Annotated in this window: 16 protein-coding genes; 11 read left to right on the forward strand and 5 right to left on the reverse strand. The window is 57.5% G+C overall.

Going from position 1 to position 17501, the window contains the following annotated elements; genetic code table 11:
• Positions 1-13 precede the first annotated feature (13 nt).
• The 10 genes from atpG (at position 14) to phoU (ending at position 11444) form a co-directional block, all read left to right on the forward strand.
• The gene (atpG, locus tag DW58_RS18085) at positions 14-877 is read left to right on the forward strand and encodes a F0F1 ATP synthase subunit gamma (RefSeq protein ID WP_024549243.1); all 864 of its coding nucleotides are present in this window, start codon (positions 14-16) and stop codon (positions 875-877) included.
• A 26-nt stretch (positions 878-903) separates the two neighbouring features.
• Entirely contained in the window at positions 904-2286 is a 1383-nt protein-coding gene (gene atpD / locus DW58_RS18090) for a F0F1 ATP synthase subunit beta (RefSeq protein WP_024549244.1), read from the forward strand.
• Positions 2287-2306: 20 nt separating this feature from the next.
• Positions 2307-2726, forward strand: coding sequence for a F0F1 ATP synthase subunit epsilon (locus tag DW58_RS18095; RefSeq protein ID WP_024549245.1), 420 nt, complete (start codon positions 2307-2309; stop codon positions 2724-2726).
• Between the two features lie 321 nt (positions 2727-3047).
• Complete coding sequence (gene glmU / locus DW58_RS18100; RefSeq protein ID WP_024549246.1) at positions 3048-4418, forward strand: bifunctional UDP-N-acetylglucosamine diphosphorylase/glucosamine-1-phosphate N-acetyltransferase GlmU; 1371 nt, start codon at positions 3048-3050, stop codon at positions 4416-4418.
• A 218-nt stretch (positions 4419-4636) separates the two neighbouring features.
• Complete coding sequence (glmS, locus tag DW58_RS18105) at positions 4637-6466, forward strand: glutamine--fructose-6-phosphate transaminase (isomerizing) (RefSeq protein WP_024549247.1); 1830 nt, start codon at positions 4637-4639, stop codon at positions 6464-6466.
• Between the two features lie 325 nt (positions 6467-6791).
• Complete coding sequence (gene pstS / locus DW58_RS18110) at positions 6792-7832, forward strand: phosphate ABC transporter substrate-binding protein PstS (RefSeq protein WP_024549248.1); 1041 nt, start codon at positions 6792-6794, stop codon at positions 7830-7832.
• 129 nt (positions 7833-7961) lie between these two features.
• Positions 7962-8921 (forward strand): phosphate ABC transporter permease PstC, encoded by a 960-nt coding sequence (gene pstC / locus DW58_RS18115; RefSeq protein ID WP_024549249.1) that lies wholly within the window; start codon positions 7962-7964, stop codon positions 8919-8921.
• Positions 8921-9811 carry a phosphate ABC transporter permease PstA gene (gene pstA, locus DW58_RS18120; RefSeq protein WP_024549250.1) on the forward strand — a complete coding sequence of 297 codons (891 nt, stop codon included), beginning with the start codon at positions 8921-8923 and terminating at the stop codon, positions 9809-9811. The genes pstC and pstA overlap by 1 nt, the downstream gene beginning before the upstream one ends.
• 44 nt (positions 9812-9855) lie before the next feature.
• Positions 9856-10629, forward strand: coding sequence for a phosphate ABC transporter ATP-binding protein PstB (pstB, locus tag DW58_RS18125; RefSeq protein WP_024549251.1), 774 nt, complete (start codon positions 9856-9858; stop codon positions 10627-10629).
• A gap of 89 nt (positions 10630-10718) precedes the next feature.
• Positions 10719-11444, forward strand: a complete 726-nt coding sequence (phoU, locus tag DW58_RS18130) for a phosphate signaling complex protein PhoU (protein ID WP_024549252.1) — start codon at positions 10719-10721, stop codon at positions 11442-11444.
• A gap of 92 nt (positions 11445-11536) precedes the next feature.
• On the opposite strand, the gene yieH is transcribed toward phoU, so the two are convergent.
• A complete protein-coding gene (yieH, locus tag DW58_RS18135) occupies positions 11537-12202 on the reverse strand; it encodes a 6-phosphogluconate phosphatase (protein WP_029593228.1) in 666 nt (221 codons plus the stop codon).
• A gap of 167 nt (positions 12203-12369) precedes the next feature.
• On the opposite strand from yieH, the gene DW58_RS18140 reads away from it, so the two are divergent.
• Complete coding sequence (locus tag DW58_RS18140) at positions 12370-13704, forward strand: NCS2 family permease (protein ID WP_024548479.1); 1335 nt, start codon at positions 12370-12372, stop codon at positions 13702-13704.
• Between the two features lie 66 nt (positions 13705-13770).
• On the opposite strand, the gene DW58_RS18145 is transcribed toward DW58_RS18140, so the two are convergent.
• The 4 genes from DW58_RS18145 to mnmE all read right to left on the reverse strand — a co-directional run bounded on the left by DW58_RS18145 (position 13771) and on the right by mnmE (position 17494).
• Positions 13771-14337, reverse strand: coding sequence for an NADPH-dependent FMN reductase (locus DW58_RS18145; protein WP_024548480.1), 567 nt, complete (start codon positions 14335-14337; stop codon positions 13771-13773).
• A gap of 28 nt (positions 14338-14365) precedes the next feature.
• Positions 14366-15112 (reverse strand): 4'-phosphopantetheinyl transferase family protein, encoded by a 747-nt coding sequence (locus DW58_RS18150; RefSeq protein ID WP_024548481.1) that lies wholly within the window; start codon positions 15110-15112, stop codon positions 14366-14368.
• A gap of 285 nt (positions 15113-15397) precedes the next feature.
• A complete protein-coding gene (locus DW58_RS18155) occupies positions 15398-16081 on the reverse strand; it encodes a hypothetical protein (protein WP_029593230.1) in 684 nt (227 codons plus the stop codon).
• Positions 16082-16129: 48 nt separating this feature from the next.
• Positions 16130-17494, reverse strand: a complete 1365-nt coding sequence (mnmE, locus tag DW58_RS18160; RefSeq protein WP_024548483.1) for a tRNA uridine-5-carboxymethylaminomethyl(34) synthesis GTPase MnmE — start codon at positions 17492-17494, stop codon at positions 16130-16132.
• Between the last annotated feature and the right edge of the window lie 7 nt (positions 17495-17501).

Below are 17501 nucleotides of genomic sequence, written 5' to 3' on the forward strand. Positions count from 1 at the left end.
TGAGGAGAAGCTCATGGCCGGCGCAAAAGAGATACGTAGTAAGATCGCAAGCGTCCAGAACACGCAAAAGATCACTAAAGCGATGGAAATGGTCGCCGCTTCCAAAATGCGTAAATCGCAGGATCGCATGGCGGCCAGCCGTCCTTATGCAGATACCATGCGCAAAGTGATTAGTCACGTTGCGACCGGTAATCTGGAATATAAGCACCCTTACCTGGAAGAGCGCGACGTTAAACGCGTGGGCTACCTGGTGGTGTCGACCGACCGTGGTCTGTGCGGTGGCTTGAACATCAACCTGTTCAAGAAACTGCTGGCGGATATGAAAGTCTGGTCCGATAAAGGCGTTCAGTGCGATATCGCAATGATCGGCTCTAAGGGCGTCTCTTTCTTTAATTCCGTAGGCGGCAACATTGTCGCTCAGGTGACCGGTATGGGGGATAACCCGTCCCTGTCTGAACTGATCGGTCCGGTTAAAGTGATGTTGCAGGCCTACGATGAAGGCCGTCTGGACAAGCTTTACGTTGTCAGCAACAAATTTATTAACACCATGTCTCAGGCTCCAACCATCACTCAGCTGCTGCCGTTACCGGCCTCAGAAGATGAAGAGTTGAAACGTAAATCCTGGGATTACCTGTATGAGCCCGATCCGAAAGCGCTGCTGGATACCCTCCTGCGCCGTTATGTGGAATCGCAGGTTTATCAGGGCGTGGTAGAAAACCTGGCCAGCGAGCAGGCCGCACGAATGGTGGCGATGAAAGCCGCAACCGATAATGGCGGCAGCCTGATTAAAGAGCTGCAGTTGGTATACAACAAAGCTCGTCAGGCCAGCATTACTCAGGAACTCACCGAGATTGTCTCGGGGGCCGCCGCGGTTTAACCAGGTTATTTCGTAGAGGATTCAAGATGGCTACTGGAAAGATTGTCCAGGTAATCGGCGCCGTGGTCGACGTCGAGTTCCCTCAGGATGCCGTACCGAAGGTGTACGACGCTCTTGAGGTAACGAATGGTAATGAGCATCTGGTGCTGGAAGTTCAGCAGCAGCTCGGCGGCGGTATCGTACGTACCATCGCTATGGGTTCTTCTGATGGTCTGCGTCGTGGTCTGGACGTTACCGATCTCGAACACCCGATTGAAGTACCGGTAGGTAAAGCGACCCTCGGTCGTATCATGAACGTTCTGGGTCAGCCGATCGACATGAAAGGCGACATCGGTGAAGAAGAGCGTTGGGCGATTCACCGCGCGGCACCGTCCTATGAAGAGCTGTCCAGCTCTCAGGAACTGCTGGAAACGGGCATCAAAGTAATCGACCTGATGTGTCCGTTCGCGAAGGGCGGTAAAGTCGGTCTGTTCGGTGGTGCGGGCGTAGGTAAAACCGTAAACATGATGGAGCTGATCCGTAACATCGCGATCGAGCACTCCGGTTACTCCGTGTTTGCAGGCGTGGGCGAACGTACCCGTGAAGGTAACGACTTCTACCACGAAATGACCGACTCCAACGTACTGGACAAAGTATCCCTGGTATACGGCCAGATGAACGAGCCGCCGGGAAACCGTCTGCGCGTTGCGCTGACCGGCCTGACCATGGCTGAGAAGTTCCGTGAAGAAGGTCGTGACGTACTGCTGTTCGTCGATAACATCTATCGTTACACCCTGGCCGGTACTGAAGTATCCGCACTGCTGGGTCGTATGCCTTCAGCGGTAGGTTATCAGCCGACCCTGGCGGAAGAGATGGGCGTTCTGCAGGAGCGTATCACCTCCACCAAAACCGGTTCTATCACCTCCGTTCAGGCGGTATACGTACCGGCAGATGACTTGACTGACCCGTCACCAGCCACCACCTTTGCTCACTTAGATGCAACCGTGGTACTGAGCCGTCAGATCGCGTCTCTGGGTATCTACCCGGCCGTTGACCCGCTGGACTCCACCAGCCGTCAGCTCGATCCGCTGGTTGTAGGTCAGGAGCACTACGACACCGCGCGTGGCGTTCAGTCCATCCTGCAGCGTTATCAGGAACTGAAAGACATCATCGCGATCCTCGGTATGGACGAGCTGTCTGAAGAAGACAAACTGGTTGTAGCGCGTGCGCGTAAAATCCAGCGCTTCCTGTCCCAGCCGTTCTTCGTAGCAGAAGTATTTACCGGTTCTCCGGGCAAATACGTGTCGCTCAAAGACACTATCCGTGGCTTTAAAGGCATCATGGACGGTGAATTCGACCATCTGCCGGAGCAGGCGTTTTACATGGTTGGCTCCATCGACGAAGCCGTGGAAAAAGCCAAAAAACTTTAACGCCTTAATCGGAGGGTGACATGGCTATGACTTACCACCTGGATGTCGTGAGTGCTGAGAAACAGATGTTTACCGGCACCGTGGAAAAAATCCAGGTAACGGGTAGCGAAGGTGAACTGGGTATTTACCCGGGTCACGCCCCGCTGCTCACTGCCATTAAGCCTGGTATGATCCGCATCGTTAAGCAGCACGGTCATGAAGAGTTTATCTACCTGTCCGGCGGGGTACTTGAAGTACAACCGGGCAACGTGACCGTTCTGGCTGATACCGCTATTCGTGGTCAGGATCTCGACGAAGCGCGAGCCCTGGAATCGAAGCGCAAGGCTGAAGAGCATGTACGTAGCTCCCACGGTGACGTGGACTACGCCCAGGCCTCTGCTGAACTGGCTAAAGCGATCGCGAAACTGCGCGTTATCGAGTTAACCAAAAAAGCGATGTAACACCGGCTTGAACGTGAAAATGCCAGTCTGATGACTGGCATTTTTTTTGCCCAAAATTCGGGTTTCATACTGTTCAGGGCGGCCTGCTCCGCAATGCTTTATTTCAGGCAATTAAAAAAGCGCTACACTGTGGAGAATTCCGGGCCGTCCATGAGGCTATCGGCGCAGTAAGCCCGTAAAAACATCGCCGAAGGCCACGGGAAATGGCGTGATGGTGACGAAAAGCCGCCCGTTTTCGCCGGGCATTTCATGATGAAAAATATGTAGAATTTTCAACGTGAAACCGTTTTACTTCTCTCAAAATTAAGAATCAGGACGCGTATGTCTAACAGTGCATTAAGCGTGGTGATCCTGGCCGCAGGCAAAGGGACCCGCATGTATTCCGATCTGCCGAAGGTGCTTCACCGCATCGCCGGTAAACCGATGGTTCAGCATGTCATTGATACCGCGAATAAATCAGGCGCGCAGCGCGTGCATCTGGTGTATGGCCACGGCGGTGAATTACTGAAGCAGACGCTGGCCGACGACTCGTTAAACTGGGTTCTCCAGGCTGAGCAGCTGGGTACCGGTCACGCCATGCAGCAGGCGGCACCGTTTTTTGCCGACGACGAAGACATCCTGATGCTCTACGGCGATGTGCCGCTGATTACGCTGGCCACCCTGACGCGTCTGCGCGCGGCAAAGCCGCAGGACGGCATCGGCCTGCTGACGGTTAAACTCGACGATCCGACCGGCTATGGCCGTATCGTGCGTGAAAACGGTGCGGTAACCGGCATTGTGGAGCACAAAGACGCCAACGAGGCGCAGCGCCAGATTAATGAAATCAACACCGGCATCCTGATTGCCAACGGCGCCGATCTGAAGCGCTGGCTTGGGAAGCTCAACAACAACAACGCCCAGGGCGAATATTACATCACCGACGTGATTGCCATGGCGCATCAGGAAGGCCGCGAGGTAGTCGCCGCGCATCCGGATCGCCTGAGCGAAGTGGAAGGGGTGAACAACCGCCTTCAGCTCTCTCGTCTTGAGCGCGTCTACCAGGCCGAGCAGGCGGAAAAACTGCTGCTGGCGGGCGTGATGCTGCTCGACCCGGCGCGCTTCGATCTGCGCGGCGAGCTGACGCACGGGCGCGATGTCGAAATCGACACCAACGTGATTATCGAAGGTCAGGTCACGCTGGGTAACCGCGTGAAAATCGGCACCGGCTGCGTGATTAAAAACAGCGTGATCGGCGATGACTGTGAAATCAGCCCGTACACGGTGGTGGAAAATGCGCGCCTTGATGCGGCCTGCACCATCGGGCCATTTGCCCGTCTGCGTCCGGGTGCTGAGCTTGCCGAAGGTGCCCACGTCGGCAACTTCGTTGAGATGAAAAAAGCGCGCCTCGGCAAAGGCTCCAAAGCGGGTCACCTGAGCTACCTGGGCGATGCCGAGATCGGCGATAACGTGAATATCGGCGCGGGCACCATCACCTGCAATTACGACGGCGCGAATAAACACCTGACGCGTATCGGTGATGACGTGTTTGTCGGTTCCGATACCCAGCTGGTGGCGCCGGTGAGCGTCGGCAGCGGCGCTACTATCGCCGCAGGCACCACCGTCACGCGCGACGTGGCGGAGAACGAACTGGTGCTGAGCCGCGTCCCGCAGGTCCACAAGCAGGGCTGGCAGCGTCCGGTGAAGAAAAAGTAATGTTTACAGCGGGTGGCTTTGGCTACCCGCTGACGGTTTTACACATCGGCAATGCGTAAGCCCGTCGGTGTGCCGGGATGAGGGGATAACATAATCCCCCGCCCAACGGCAGTACCATAACAATAACCCCACTCTCTACAAGGCTCGGGGCGCCCGAATAACGGGCATCAGATCGTCAGACAACGCATGGCATCATGCCATCATCAGGACTTAAAACTATGTGTGGAATTGTTGGCGCGGTCGCGCAACGAGATATTGCTGAGATCCTTCTTGAAGGATTGCGTCGTCTTGAATACCGCGGCTATGACTCAGCCGGTCTGGCTGTGGTTGACAGCGAAGGCAAGATGACGCGCCTGCGCCGTCTTGGCAAAGTACAGATGCTGGCCCAGGCGGCGGAAGAGCACCCGCTGCACGGTGGAACCGGTATCGCACACACCCGTTGGGCCACCCACGGCGAGCCGTCAGAAAGTAACGCGCATCCGCATGTGTCAGAACACATTGTGGTGGTGCACAACGGCATTATCGAAAACCACGAACCGCTGCGCGAAGAACTGAAAGCCCGCGGCTACGTTTTCGTCTCCGAAACGGATACCGAAGTGATTGCCCACCTGGTGCACTGGGAGCTGTCTCAGGGCGGCACGCTGCGCGAAGCGGTACTGCGTACCATTCCTCAGCTGCGCGGCGCCTATGGCACGGTCATCATGGATACCCGCGATCCGAGCACTCTGCTGGCGGCCCGTTCCGGTAGCCCGCTGGTAATCGGCTTGGGGATGGGCGAAAACTTCATCGCCTCCGATCAGCTGGCGCTCCTGCCGGTGACCCGTCGCTTTATCTTCCTTGAAGAGGGCGATATTGCTGAAGTGACCCGCCGCAGCGTGAAGGTCTTCGATAAATCCGGCAGCGAAACCACGCGCCAGGAGATCGAGTCGAATCTGCAATACGACGCCGGCGATAAGGGCATCTACCGTCACTACATGCAGAAAGAGATTTACGAGCAGCCGAACGCCATTAAAAACACCCTGACCGGGCGTATCAGCCACGGCGAGGTGGATCTCAGCGAGCTGGGCCCGCAGGCCAACGCGCTGCTGTCGCAGGTGGAGCACATCCAGATCGTTGCGTGCGGCACCTCGTACAACTCCGGCATGGTATCGCGCTACTGGTTTGAATCCCTGGCGGGCGTACCGTGCGACGTCGAAATTGCCTCCGAATTCCGCTACCGCAAATCGGCGGTACGCCGCAACAGCCTGATGATCACCCTGTCGCAGTCCGGTGAAACCGCGGATACGCTGGCGGCGCTGCGTCTGTCTAAAGAGCTGGGCTATCTGGGGTCGCTGGCAATCTGCAACGTGCCGGGCTCCTCGCTGGTGCGCGAATCCGATCTGGCGCTGATGACCAAAGCCGGTACCGAGATTGGCGTGGCCTCTACCAAGGCGTTCACCACCCAGTTAACCGTCCTGCTGATGCTGGTGGCGAAACTGAGCCGCCTGAAAGGCGCGGACGCGTCGATTGAGCACGATATCGTGCACGGGCTGCAGGCGCTGCCGAACCGTATCGAGCAGATGCTGTCCCAGGACAAACGCATCGAAGCGCTGGCGGAAGCCTTCTCCGACAAGCATCACGCGCTGTTCCTCGGACGCGGCGATCAATATCCGATTGCCCTCGAAGGCGCGCTGAAGCTCAAAGAGATCTCCTACATTCACGCAGAAGCCTACGCGGCTGGCGAGCTGAAGCACGGCCCGCTGGCGCTGATTGACGCTGATATGCCGGTGATTGTGGTGGCGCCGAACAATGAACTGCTGGAAAAACTGAAATCCAACATCGAAGAAGTCCGCGCCCGCGGTGGCGTGCTGTTTGTCTTCGCCGATCAGGATGCCGGATTCACCAGCAGCGATAACATGCACATCATCCAGATGCCGCATGTGGAAGAGACCATCGCCCCGATCTTCTATACCGTTCCGCTACAGCTGTTGGCCTATCACGTCGCGCTTATCAAAGGCACCGACGTCGATCAGCCACGTAACCTCGCAAAATCAGTTACCGTAGAGTAAAACCCGCGCCCCGCTTGATGATAAGCGGGGCGTTTTTTTATCCCTTCCCGCCTGCTTTTTTCTCATCCTTCGCTGCGCGCGGTAAATGACAGTCTGTCATATTCGGCTATGTTATCTGTGTAATAAAAATAAAATTTTGCTGACATCCTGTCGTCATCTTTCTTGTTATCTTATTGAAATTACGTGCTTTTACGAAAATTCTTATCGACAAGATTGCGCTGTCACAAAACTGTCATATTTCGTACATTTAGCTGTCACCTGTTTGTCCTATTTTGCTCATCGTAGAAACTAAACAATATCTTACGAACACCTTGCAGGAGACATTATGAACATCATGCGTACCACTGTCGCAACTGTTGTCGCCGCGACCTTCTCCCTGAGCGCTTTCGCTGTTAACGCAGCGGCAAGTCTGACTGGCGCGGGCGCAACTTTCCCTGCGCCGGTGTATGCCAAATGGGCAGATACCTATCAGAAAGCAACCGGTAGCAAAGTGAACTACCAGGGTATCGGCTCCTCAGGTGGCGTAAAACAGATTATCGCGAACACCGTAGACTTCGGCGCGTCTGACGCCCCGCTGTCTGACGAGAAGCTGCAGCAGGAAGGCCTGTTCCAGTTCCCGACCGTTATCGGTGGTGTGGTTCTGGCAATCAACGTCCCGGGTGTTAAAACCGGTGAGCTGGTGCTGGACGGCAAAACCCTGGGTGACATCTACCTGGGCAAAATCAAAAAATGGGATGACGCGGCAATCACCAAACTCAACCCAGGCCTGAAACTGCCTTCTCAGAACATCGCCGTTGTGCGTCGTGCTGACGGTTCAGGCACCTCGTTCGTTTTCACCGGCTACCTGGCCAAAGTGAACGAAGAGTGGAAATCTAAAGTCGGTTCTGGCTCTACCGTTAACTGGCCGACCGGTCTGGGCGGTAAAGGTAACGACGGTATCGCCGCGTTCGTACAGCGTCTGCCGGGTGCAATCGGCTACGTAGAATACGCTTACGCCAAGCAGAACAACCTGGCCTACACCAAACTGGTTTCTGCCGATGGCAAACCGGTAAGCCCGACCGAAGAGAGCTTCTCTAACGCGGCGAAAGGCGTGGACTGGAGCAAATCCTTCGCTCAGGACCTGACTAACCAGAAAGGTGACGATGCGTGGCCGATTACCTCCACCACCTTCATCCTGGTTCACAAAGAGCAGAAGAAACCTGAGCAGGGCGCTGAAGTGCTGAAATTCTTCGACTGGGCCTTTAAAGACGGCGCCAAAGAAGCGAATGACCTGGACTACGCCAGCCTGCCGGACAACGTGGTTGAGCAGGTTCGTGCAGCCTGGAAAACCAACGTAAAAGACAGCAGCGGTAAAGCGCTGTACTAAGAGAAGAATGGCGGATGACAACGTGTTATCCGCCAGCATAACAGGATGTTATAGTTCATCTTCAGGCCCGGTACGCTAACGCAACCGGGCAGTTTGTTAGAGTCAGTACCTAAACCTAAAGAGTAACTTATGGCTGCAACCAAGCCTGCATTTACGCCTCCAGGCAAACAAGGTGACATGATATTCGGCGCGCTGGTCAGACTGGCTGCGCTGATTGTGCTATTGCTGCTGGGCGGCATTATCATCTCCCTGATCATCTCCTCCTGGCCAAGCATTCAGAAGTTCGGCTTCGCTTTCCTCTGGACCAAAGAGTGGGATGCGCCAAACGACATCTACGGTGCGCTGGTGCCCATCTATGGCACGCTGGTGACCTCCATTATTGCGCTACTGATCGCCGTTCCGGTGAGTTTCGGTATCGCGCTGTTCCTGACGGAACTGGCCCCGGCCTGGCTGAAACGCCCGCTGGGTATTGCCATTGAACTGCTCGCCGCTATTCCGAGTATCGTCTACGGGATGTGGGGGCTGTTTATCTTCGCCCCGCTGTTCGCGACCTACTTCCAGGAGCCGGTTGGCAACGTGCTTTCCAACATTCCGTTTGTCGGCGCGCTGTTCTCTGGCCCGGCGTTCGGGATCGGTATCCTGGCGGCGGGCGTGATCCTGGCCATCATGATCATCCCTTACATCGCGGCCGTGATGCGTGACGTCTTCGAGCAGACCCCGGTGATGATGAAAGAGTCGGCCTACGGCATCGGCTGCACCACCTGGGAAGTGATCTGGCGCATCGTGCTGCCGTTCACCAAAAACGGTGTGATAGGCGGCGTGATGCTGGGTCTGGGGCGCGCGCTGGGTGAAACCATGGCGGTGACCTTTATTATCGGTAACACCTACCAGCTCGACAGCGCCTCGCTCTACATGCCGGGCAACAGCATTACCTCGGCGCTGGCCAACGAGTTCGCGGAAGCAGAATCCGGCCTGCACGTGGCGGCGCTGATGGAGCTGGGTCTGATCCTGTTTGTGATTACCTTTATCGTGCTGGCGATTTCGAAGTTCATGATCATGCGTCTGGCGAAAAACGAGGGGGCGCGCTAATGGCTACCTTAGAACTGCAAAATCCTGCCGGGCTGGCGGAGTCTCGCCGCAAGATGCAGGCGAAGCGCCGCATGAAAAACCGCATCGCCCTGACGCTCTCTATGGCGACCATGGCGTTTGGCCTGTTCTGGCTGGTGTGGATCCTGTTTTCCACCGTGACGCGCGGTATCGACGGCATGTCGCTGGCGCTGTTTACCGAAATGACCCCGCCGCCCAACACGGCGGGTGGTGGTCTGGCTAACGCCCTGGCGGGCAGCGGCCTGCTGATCCTGTGGGCAACGGTGATCGGTACCCCGCTCGGCATTCTGGCCGGGATTTATCTGGCTGAGTACGGCCGCAAATCCCTGCTGGCTGAGATCATTCGCTTCATCAACGACATTCTGCTCTCCGCACCGTCTATCGTGGTGGGCCTGTTCGTTTACACCATCGTGGTGGCGCAGATGGAGCACTTCTCCGGCTGGGCGGGCGTGATTGCCCTGGCGCTGCTGCAGGTGCCTATCGTTATTCGTACCACTGAGAACATGATGAAGCTGGTGCCCGACAGTCTGCGTGAAGCCGCGTACGCCCTGGGAACCCCGAAGTGGAAGATGATCTCCGCCATTACCCTGAAGGCGTCCGTGTCCGGGATTATCACCGGCGTGCTGCTGGCCGTTGCCCGTATCGCCGGTGAAACCGCGCCGCTGCTGTTTACCGCGCTCTCCAACCAGTTCTGGAGCACGGATATGATGCAGCCTATCGCTAACCTGCCGGTGACCATTTTCAAATTCGCCATGAGCCCGTTTGCCGAATGGCAACAGCTGGCCTGGGCCGGGGTACTGATTATTACGCTGTGCGTCCTGCTGCTGAACATTCTGGCGCGCGTCCTGTTCGCCAAAGGTAAACACGGTTAATTTTGCGACGCTGCACAGGCGGCGTCGGATGAGGAAAGATTGAGATGAGTATTGTTGATACCACGGCGGACAAAATTCAGGTTCGCGATCTGAACTTCTACTACGGCAAATTCCATGCCCTGAAGAACATCAGTCTGGATATCGCAAAAAACCAGGTAACGGCGTTTATCGGGCCGTCCGGCTGCGGTAAATCCACCCTGCTGCGTACCTTTAACAAAATGTATTCGCTCTACCCGGAGCAGCGTGCCGAAGGCGAAATCCTGCTGGATGGGGAAAACATCCTGACCCAGAACCAGGATATCGCGCTGCTGCGCGCCAAAGTGGGCATGGTTTTCCAGAAGCCGACCCCGTTCCCGATGTCTATCTATGACAACATCGCGTTCGGCGTGCGCCTGTTCGAAAAGCTCTCCCGTGCCGATATGGACGAGCGCGTGCAGTGGGCATTGACCAAAGCCGCACTCTGGAATGAAACCAAAGATAAGCTGCATCAGAGCGGGTATTCTCTCTCGGGCGGTCAGCAGCAGCGTCTGTGCATCGCGCGCGGGATTGCAATCCGTCCGGAAGTTCTGCTGCTTGATGAGCCATGCTCGGCGCTGGACCCGATCTCCACCGGGCGTATCGAAGAGCTGATCACCGAACTGAAGCAGGACTACACCGTGGTTATCGTTACCCACAACATGCAGCAGGCTGCGCGTTGTTCAGATAACACCGCGTTTATGTATCTCGGCGAGCTTATCGAGTTCAGCAATACCGACGAACTCTTTACCCGTCCGAAGAAGAAGCAAACTGAAGATTACATTACTGGCCGCTACGGTTGATTTGCCCCTGAGTTTTTCTGCCTGTCGCCGCGCTGGCCACTGCTGCCGCCCCGTTACAGCCAGTCAACTTTTGGGCATCTGGAGGAACGATGGATAACCTGAATCTGAATAAACATATCTCCGGCCAGTTCAACGCTGAGCTGGAACACATCCGCACCCAGGTCATGACCATGGGTGGGCTGGTGGAGCAGCAGCTGTCCGACGCCATCACGGCGATGCACAACCAGGACAGCGAGCTGGCGAAGCGCGTCATCGACGGTGATCAGAAGGTCAACATGATGGAAGTGGCGATCGATGAAGCCTGCGTGCGCATCATCGCCAAACGTCAGCCGACCGCGAGCGATCTGCGTCTGGTTATGGCGATCATCAAAACCATCGCCGAGCTGGAGCGCATTGGCGACGTGGCGGACAAAATCTGCCGCACCGCGCTGGAGAAGTTTTCCCAGCAGCACCAGCCGCTGCTGGTGAGCCTGGAGTCGCTGGGCCGTCATACCGTGCAGATGCTGCACGACGTGCTGGACGCCTTCGCGCGTATGGATCTCGACGAAGCGATTCGTATCTACCGCGAAGACAAAAAGGTGGATCAGGAGTACGAAGGCATTGTGCGTCAGCTGATGACCTACATGATGGAGGACTCCCGCACCATCCCCAGCGTGCTGACCGCGCTGTTCTGCGCACGCTCCATCGAGCGTATCGGTGACCGCTGCCAGAACATCTGCGAATACATCTTCTACTTCGTGAAAGGACAGGATTTCCGTCACGTTGGCGGGGACGAGCTGGACAAGCTGCTGGCCGGTAAAGATCCGAAGGAGTGAGGTTTTCCTCGCTGCGCCCTTCTTTCTGCAGAAGAGGGGAAAACTAAACCTCTCTAACGAGAGGTTTTTTTATGGCAGTGAAACAGGCGCTATCAGCGCGTGATATCCCAACCTCTGGCGCGCCACAGCGCGGGCAGCTCGCTCAGATCGGTGAACGGCGTGACGTTTGGGTGATCGAGCGGCGGATTGTGCGCATCGGCGCAGAAGTAGTAGACCTGCATCCCTGCCGCGATGCCTGCCCGCGCGCCGGCCTCCGAGTCGTCCACCAGCACGCACTTCGTGACGTCTACCCGCATGGCATCGGCCGCGTGATGCATCAGCGCCGGGTCGGGCTTCCAGCGCTGAATATCGTAGCCGCTGTACAGTTTGTCAGGGAAATGCTTCAGCATGCCGGTCTTACCGAGCGAGTGCTCCATTTTGCTCACCGGACCGTTGGAGACAATGCACATCGGCACGGTTACGCGCTCGAGCAGCGCCGCCGCACCGGGGATCTCCACCAGCTCGCTGTCAAACAGACGTGCGACCTCGGCGCGATACGTTGGCTCAAGGTCTGCTTTTTGCAGGTTAACGCCATGTTCATTATTGATGGTGTCGATGATCTCGTAGAGTTTTATCCCTTTGAAGCGCTTGAACACTTCCTCAAGATCGAGAGTGATACCGGCACGGGCAAACATATGCACGTAGGCGCGGGAGCAGATGACTTCGCTGTCAACCAGCGTGCCATCGCAGTCAAAGAAGAGTGCATCAATGCTGGACATGCTTTTTCCTGATATCGAAAGTTTAACGTTTACGCTACGTCTTTTGACGCACGCAATCGATGCCGTATAAGCAAAATCAATGAAAAAAAGTCTGTGACAGACAGCACTATTGTCGCATTTTGGTATAGGATAGCGACCAATTTCCTTCCTGATTTCGGAACCAACCAATGAGCCAACAACACAGTGCCCAGGCGTCAACGGGGCTGCTCGAACGCGTGTTCAAATTGCGCGCGCACGGCACAACCGCGCGTACGGAAGTTATCGCCGGTTTCACCACCTTCCTGACCATGGTGTACATCGTTTTCGTTAACCCGCAGATCCTGGGTGCCGCGGGCATGGACACCAGCGCGGTGTTCGTCACCACCTGTCTGGTTGCGGCGGGCGGCAGTATCCTGATGGGGCTGTTTGCTAACCTGCCGGTGGCGCTGGCGCCAGCGATGGGGCTGAATGCCTTCTTCGCCTTTGTGGTCGTAGGCGCAATGGGCTTGCCGTGGCAGGTGGGCATGGGCGCCATTTTCTGGGGCGCGGTAGGCTTACTGCTGCTGACTATTTTCCAGGTGCGCTACTGGATGATTGCTAATATTCCGCTCAGCCTGCGCGTGGGCATCACCAGCGGTATCGGGCTGTTCATCGGCATGATGGGCCTGAAAAACGCCGGTGTGATCGTGGCTAACCCCGAGACGCTGGTGACCATCGGCAACCTGACGTCGCACAGCGTGCTGCTGGGCGTGCTGGGCTTCTTTATCATTGCGATTCTGGCCTCGCGCAACATTCACGCCGCCGTGCTGGTCTCTATCGTTGTCACCACGCTGCTGGCCTGGCTGCTGGGCGACGTGCAGTACCAGGGCGTGGTTTCCACTCCACCGAGCGTGATGTCGGTCGTGGGTCATGTTGATCTGGCAGGCTCTTTCAATCTGGGCCTGGCGGGCGTGATCTTCTCCTTCATGCTGGTCAACCTGTTCGACTCCTCCGGCACGCTGATTGGTGTGACCGATAAAGCCGGGCTGGCGGATGAGAAGGGCAAATTCCCGCGCATGAAGCAGGCGCTGTTTGTGGACAGCGTTTCGTCGGTAGCCGGTTCGTTTATCGGCACCTCGTCCGTGACCGCTTATATCGAAAGCTCTTCCGGGGTTTCCGTGGGTGGCCGCACCGGTCTGACGGCGATTGTCGTTGGCCTGCTGTTCCTGCTGGTGATCTTCCTCTCGCCGCTGGCCGGCATGGTACCGCCCTACGCCGCCGCAGGCGCGCTGATTTACGTGGGTGTACTGATGACCTCAAGCCTTGCCCGCGTGAAGTGGGATGACCTGACCGAGGCCGTTCCGGCGTTTATCACCGCGGTCATGATGCCGTTCAGCTTCTCCATCACCGAAGGGATTGCCCTGGGCTTTATCTCGTACTGCGTGATGAAAATCGGGACCGGCCGCCTGCGTGAGCTCAGCCCGTGTGTGGTCGTGGTGGCCCTGCTGTTCATCCTGAAAATCGTGTTTATCGATGCTCACTGATCGGACATAAAAAAGGCAGCTCACGCTGCCCTGAAATGCGAAAGCCAGTCTGTTGACTGGCTTTTTTTATGCCTTCACACGCTGAATGTATTTGCCGAACGCGGTGAGCTGACCGGTGAGGTGGTCGAGGGTGCTTTGGTCGACAACTTCGCCGGTCTGCGGATCGACTTTATTCTGGATCACGCCGCCCATAAACTCCGGTTTGTTCATCACCATGGCGTCGAGGAACACCAGGATCTGGCGCAGATGATACTGGCAGCGCGCCCCGCCAATGGCACCCATTGAACTGGTCTGAATCAGCACCGGCTTGCCCGCCAGCGGCTGATCCGGCAGGCGTGACAGCCAGTCAATGGCGTTCTTCAGGCCGCCGGGCACCGAGTAGTTGTATTCCGGTGTGACGATCACCACCCCATCTGCTGCGCGGATCTGCGCGGCAATCGCTTCCACCGCCGCCGGAAAACCCTCTTCCTGCTGGATATCTGCATCGTAAATCGGAATATCGCGGATCGACGGCAGCGCCGATACGCTCATGCCTTCCGGCGCGATTTTCGGCAGCGTGTTGGCTACCATTGCGTTAAACGAGCCTTTGCGCAGGCTCCCCAGTAACGTCACAACGTTCATGCTTTCGGCCATAGAGAGTGTCCTGATGGGTCGGTGATAGTCAGTTAGCGATAAGCGCCTTTTCCGGCGGCAGGCTGGTGAAGCGCATGATGCGTGTATCCGCAGGCTTACGCTGCTTTAACTCATCGCTGAGGCTGCGCCAGCCCGTCTGCGTATCGTATTCCCACAGCGTAATGTGCTCGATGGCGGGGGTAACCGCAACCGCCCAGATTAAAATTTCCTCGGCGTCGCACAGCGCCTCAACCTCCGGCTCACCCGCAAGACGCAGGCGGCCTGAACCGGGAAGCAGCTGTAGCGAGCGGGTATCGTCATTACAGCGCCCGCACAGCTTCAGTACGCTCTGACGCAGGGTGATCAACTGGGCGCCCGCTTCGTGCGGATCGCTCTGGTTGTTGATCCAGATAGTTTCATTGCTGGGAAAGTGATGATCGCGGTGGGACTGCGGATGATGGAAGTTACGGGTGGCGTGCTGAAGCTCCATGTCCAGACCGCAGCGCCCGTCGGTGGTAATCGCCACGCCGACCATATTCCCGGCATAGGCGATCGAGAAATCCGCCAGTGACGTATCGCTAAAGGCCGGACGCCCGTTTTCCGCAACGACAATTTCCGGCAGTTCGTGAATGCCGTAAAGCATAAACATCAGCTCGGCCAGCAGCGAGCGCGAGGCCAGAAAACGGGCGCGCCGATGTCCGGGCATCTGTTCAGCCTGCATCAGGTTTACTGCCGACAGCCGGGACGAGTCGAGATGTCCGCCGTTAATAATCCCGCGTGCAAAATGCGTTGCCATTTGTCGCTCCGTGATAATGGACGGTGAAAGGGTGCCTTTACGTGATAGATGAAAACCCTGGTTGCTGGCTAACCACGCAACCACTGCCTGTTTTAATGCGGAAAGCCCGCGAAGGGAAGACCCGAAGGCCAGCTTTACAAAACGCTATTATATATATTCTTTAATTATAAATTGCGAACAAAAATTGATCACCTATATATCCGGTGCCTGTTCGCAACGGCAGGGCGCACCGCGCCCGGGATGAGAAGGCGATAACGGCGCTGCCACCGGTTATAAGGCTCGCTATCAGGAGGCAATCTCCTGGACCTGGGTCCAGTTGTAGTTAGCCATCACCAGCGTAACGGGCGCGCTGACGCTGCCGTAGTCCTGCTGCTGGTGGTCAGCGAAATAACGCTGGAAACGCGCGGGCAGGCGCTGCGCACGATAGCGCAGCAGCGTGCTGTGCCAGAAGGGTGCCGGCAGCGGCGTGGTGGCATGACGTGCCAGCAGATCGTCCCTGAACGGGGTTTCCAGCAAGGCCTGAGCAAACGCAGCGCGCTGGTGCAGGCTGTGCGCATCCGGAATGCCGGCCAGCAGCAGCTGAGAGGGCAGCGCCACCAGCCGCAGGCGGGAGAGGGTTAACGGATGCCCCGCACAGTATTCACGCCACAGGCGGGTGAGCAACGCGAGGTGTTCTGGCTGCTCCGAGGGGCGATAGCGCGGCAGCATGACGGGCAGAAAGGTAAAGTGCAACCCGTTGGCGGGCATCGCGTCGGCAAGCGGATCGTCGCCTGCCAGCGCATTGATATCCGCCAGCAGCCGCTCAATGGCCGGGCCAGGGCGGGGCTGAATGCCCGTCACCGGCGCCAGCGTCCCGGTATCGTAATAGTCCTGCGTCATCACATCGCCCACGCCAGGCTGCGCACGCCACAGGACCTGGGTCTGATGAGAGGTGTGCTGATAGCGTGCGTCCAGCGTTTCGTGCGTCATCGTTCATCCTCCGGATGCCCCGCCGGAGGCGGAGCAGTTCGTGAGTGATTACTTACCGATACAGAAGCTGGAGAAGATGCGGCCAAGCAGATCGTCCGAGGTGAATTCCCCGGTGATCTCACTCAGGCTCTGCTGCGCCAGCCGCAGCTCCTCTGCCAGCAGCTCGCCTGCCCAGGCACCCAGCAGCTGCGCTTTGCCCTGTTCAAGGTGCGTAGCGGCCTGTTCCAGCGCCTGAAGATGGCGACGGCGCGCCAGGAAGCCGCCTTCCATATTGGTGTCGAAGCCCATGCTGCTTTTCAGATGGCTACGCAGCACGTCAACGCCCTCGCCGGTACGCGCAGACAGGCGAATCAGTGAGTGACCATTTACTTCGCTCAGCCCAAGGGGCTCACCGGTGACGTCCGCTTTGTTACGCACCACGGTAATCGGCAGCTTCACCGGCAGACGCGCGATAAAGTCCGGCCAGATCTCTGCCGGGTCAACGGCGCGGGTGGTGGTGCCGTCTACCATAAACAGTACGCGGTCGGCCTGCTCGATCTCATTCCACGCACGTTCGATACCGATGCGCTCTACTTCGTCGCTGGCTTCGCGCAGTCCAGCGGTATCAATGATGTGCAGCGGCATGCCGTCGATGTGAATATGCTCGCGCAGCACGTCGCGGGTGGTACCGGCAATATCGGTCACAATCGCCGCTTCGCGGCCTGCCAGCGCGTTAAGCAGGCTGGATTTCCCGGCGTTAGGACGCCCGGCGATCACCACTTTCATGCCTTCACGCAGCAGGCTGCCCTGACGCGCTTCGGCGCGCACCGCGTCGAGATCGCCCATCACCGCGTTAAGCTGCGCTTCGATTTTGCCGTCGGAGAGGAAGTCGATCTCCTCATCCGGGAAGTCGATTGCCGCTTCGACGTAGATTCGCAGGTGAGTGAGTGCTTCCACAAGATGGTTCACCCTGGCGGAGAACGCCCCCTGCAACGAGTTGAGCGCCGAGCGTGCCGCCTGCTCGGAGCTGGCGTCAATCAGGTCGGCAATTGCTTCGGCCTGGGCCAGATCGAGCTTGTCGTTGAGGAAGGCGCGCTCGGAGAACTCGCCGGGCCTGGCGATGCGCACGCCCGGCAGGGTCAGAATACGTCTGAGCAGCAGATCGAGGATCACCGGGCCGCCGTGGCCCTGGAGTTCCAGCACGTCTTCGCCGGTAAAGGAGTTCGGGCCGGGGAACCACAGCGCAATCCCCTGATCCAGCGCCGTACCGTCGGCGTCGTTAAACGGCAAATACTCTGCGTAGCGCGGCTTTGGCAGCTTGCCAAGCACCGCCTGCGCGACCTCGCGGGCTTTCAGGCCGGAAATACGCAGAATGCCCACCCCACCGCGTCCCGGCGGGGTGGCTTGGGCGATGATGGTGTCGTTTGGGTTCATTATTGTC

This window comes from Siccibacter turicensis LMG 23730, from assembly GCF_000463155.2.
GTDB lineage: Bacteria > Pseudomonadota > Gammaproteobacteria > Enterobacterales > Enterobacteriaceae > Siccibacter > Siccibacter turicensis.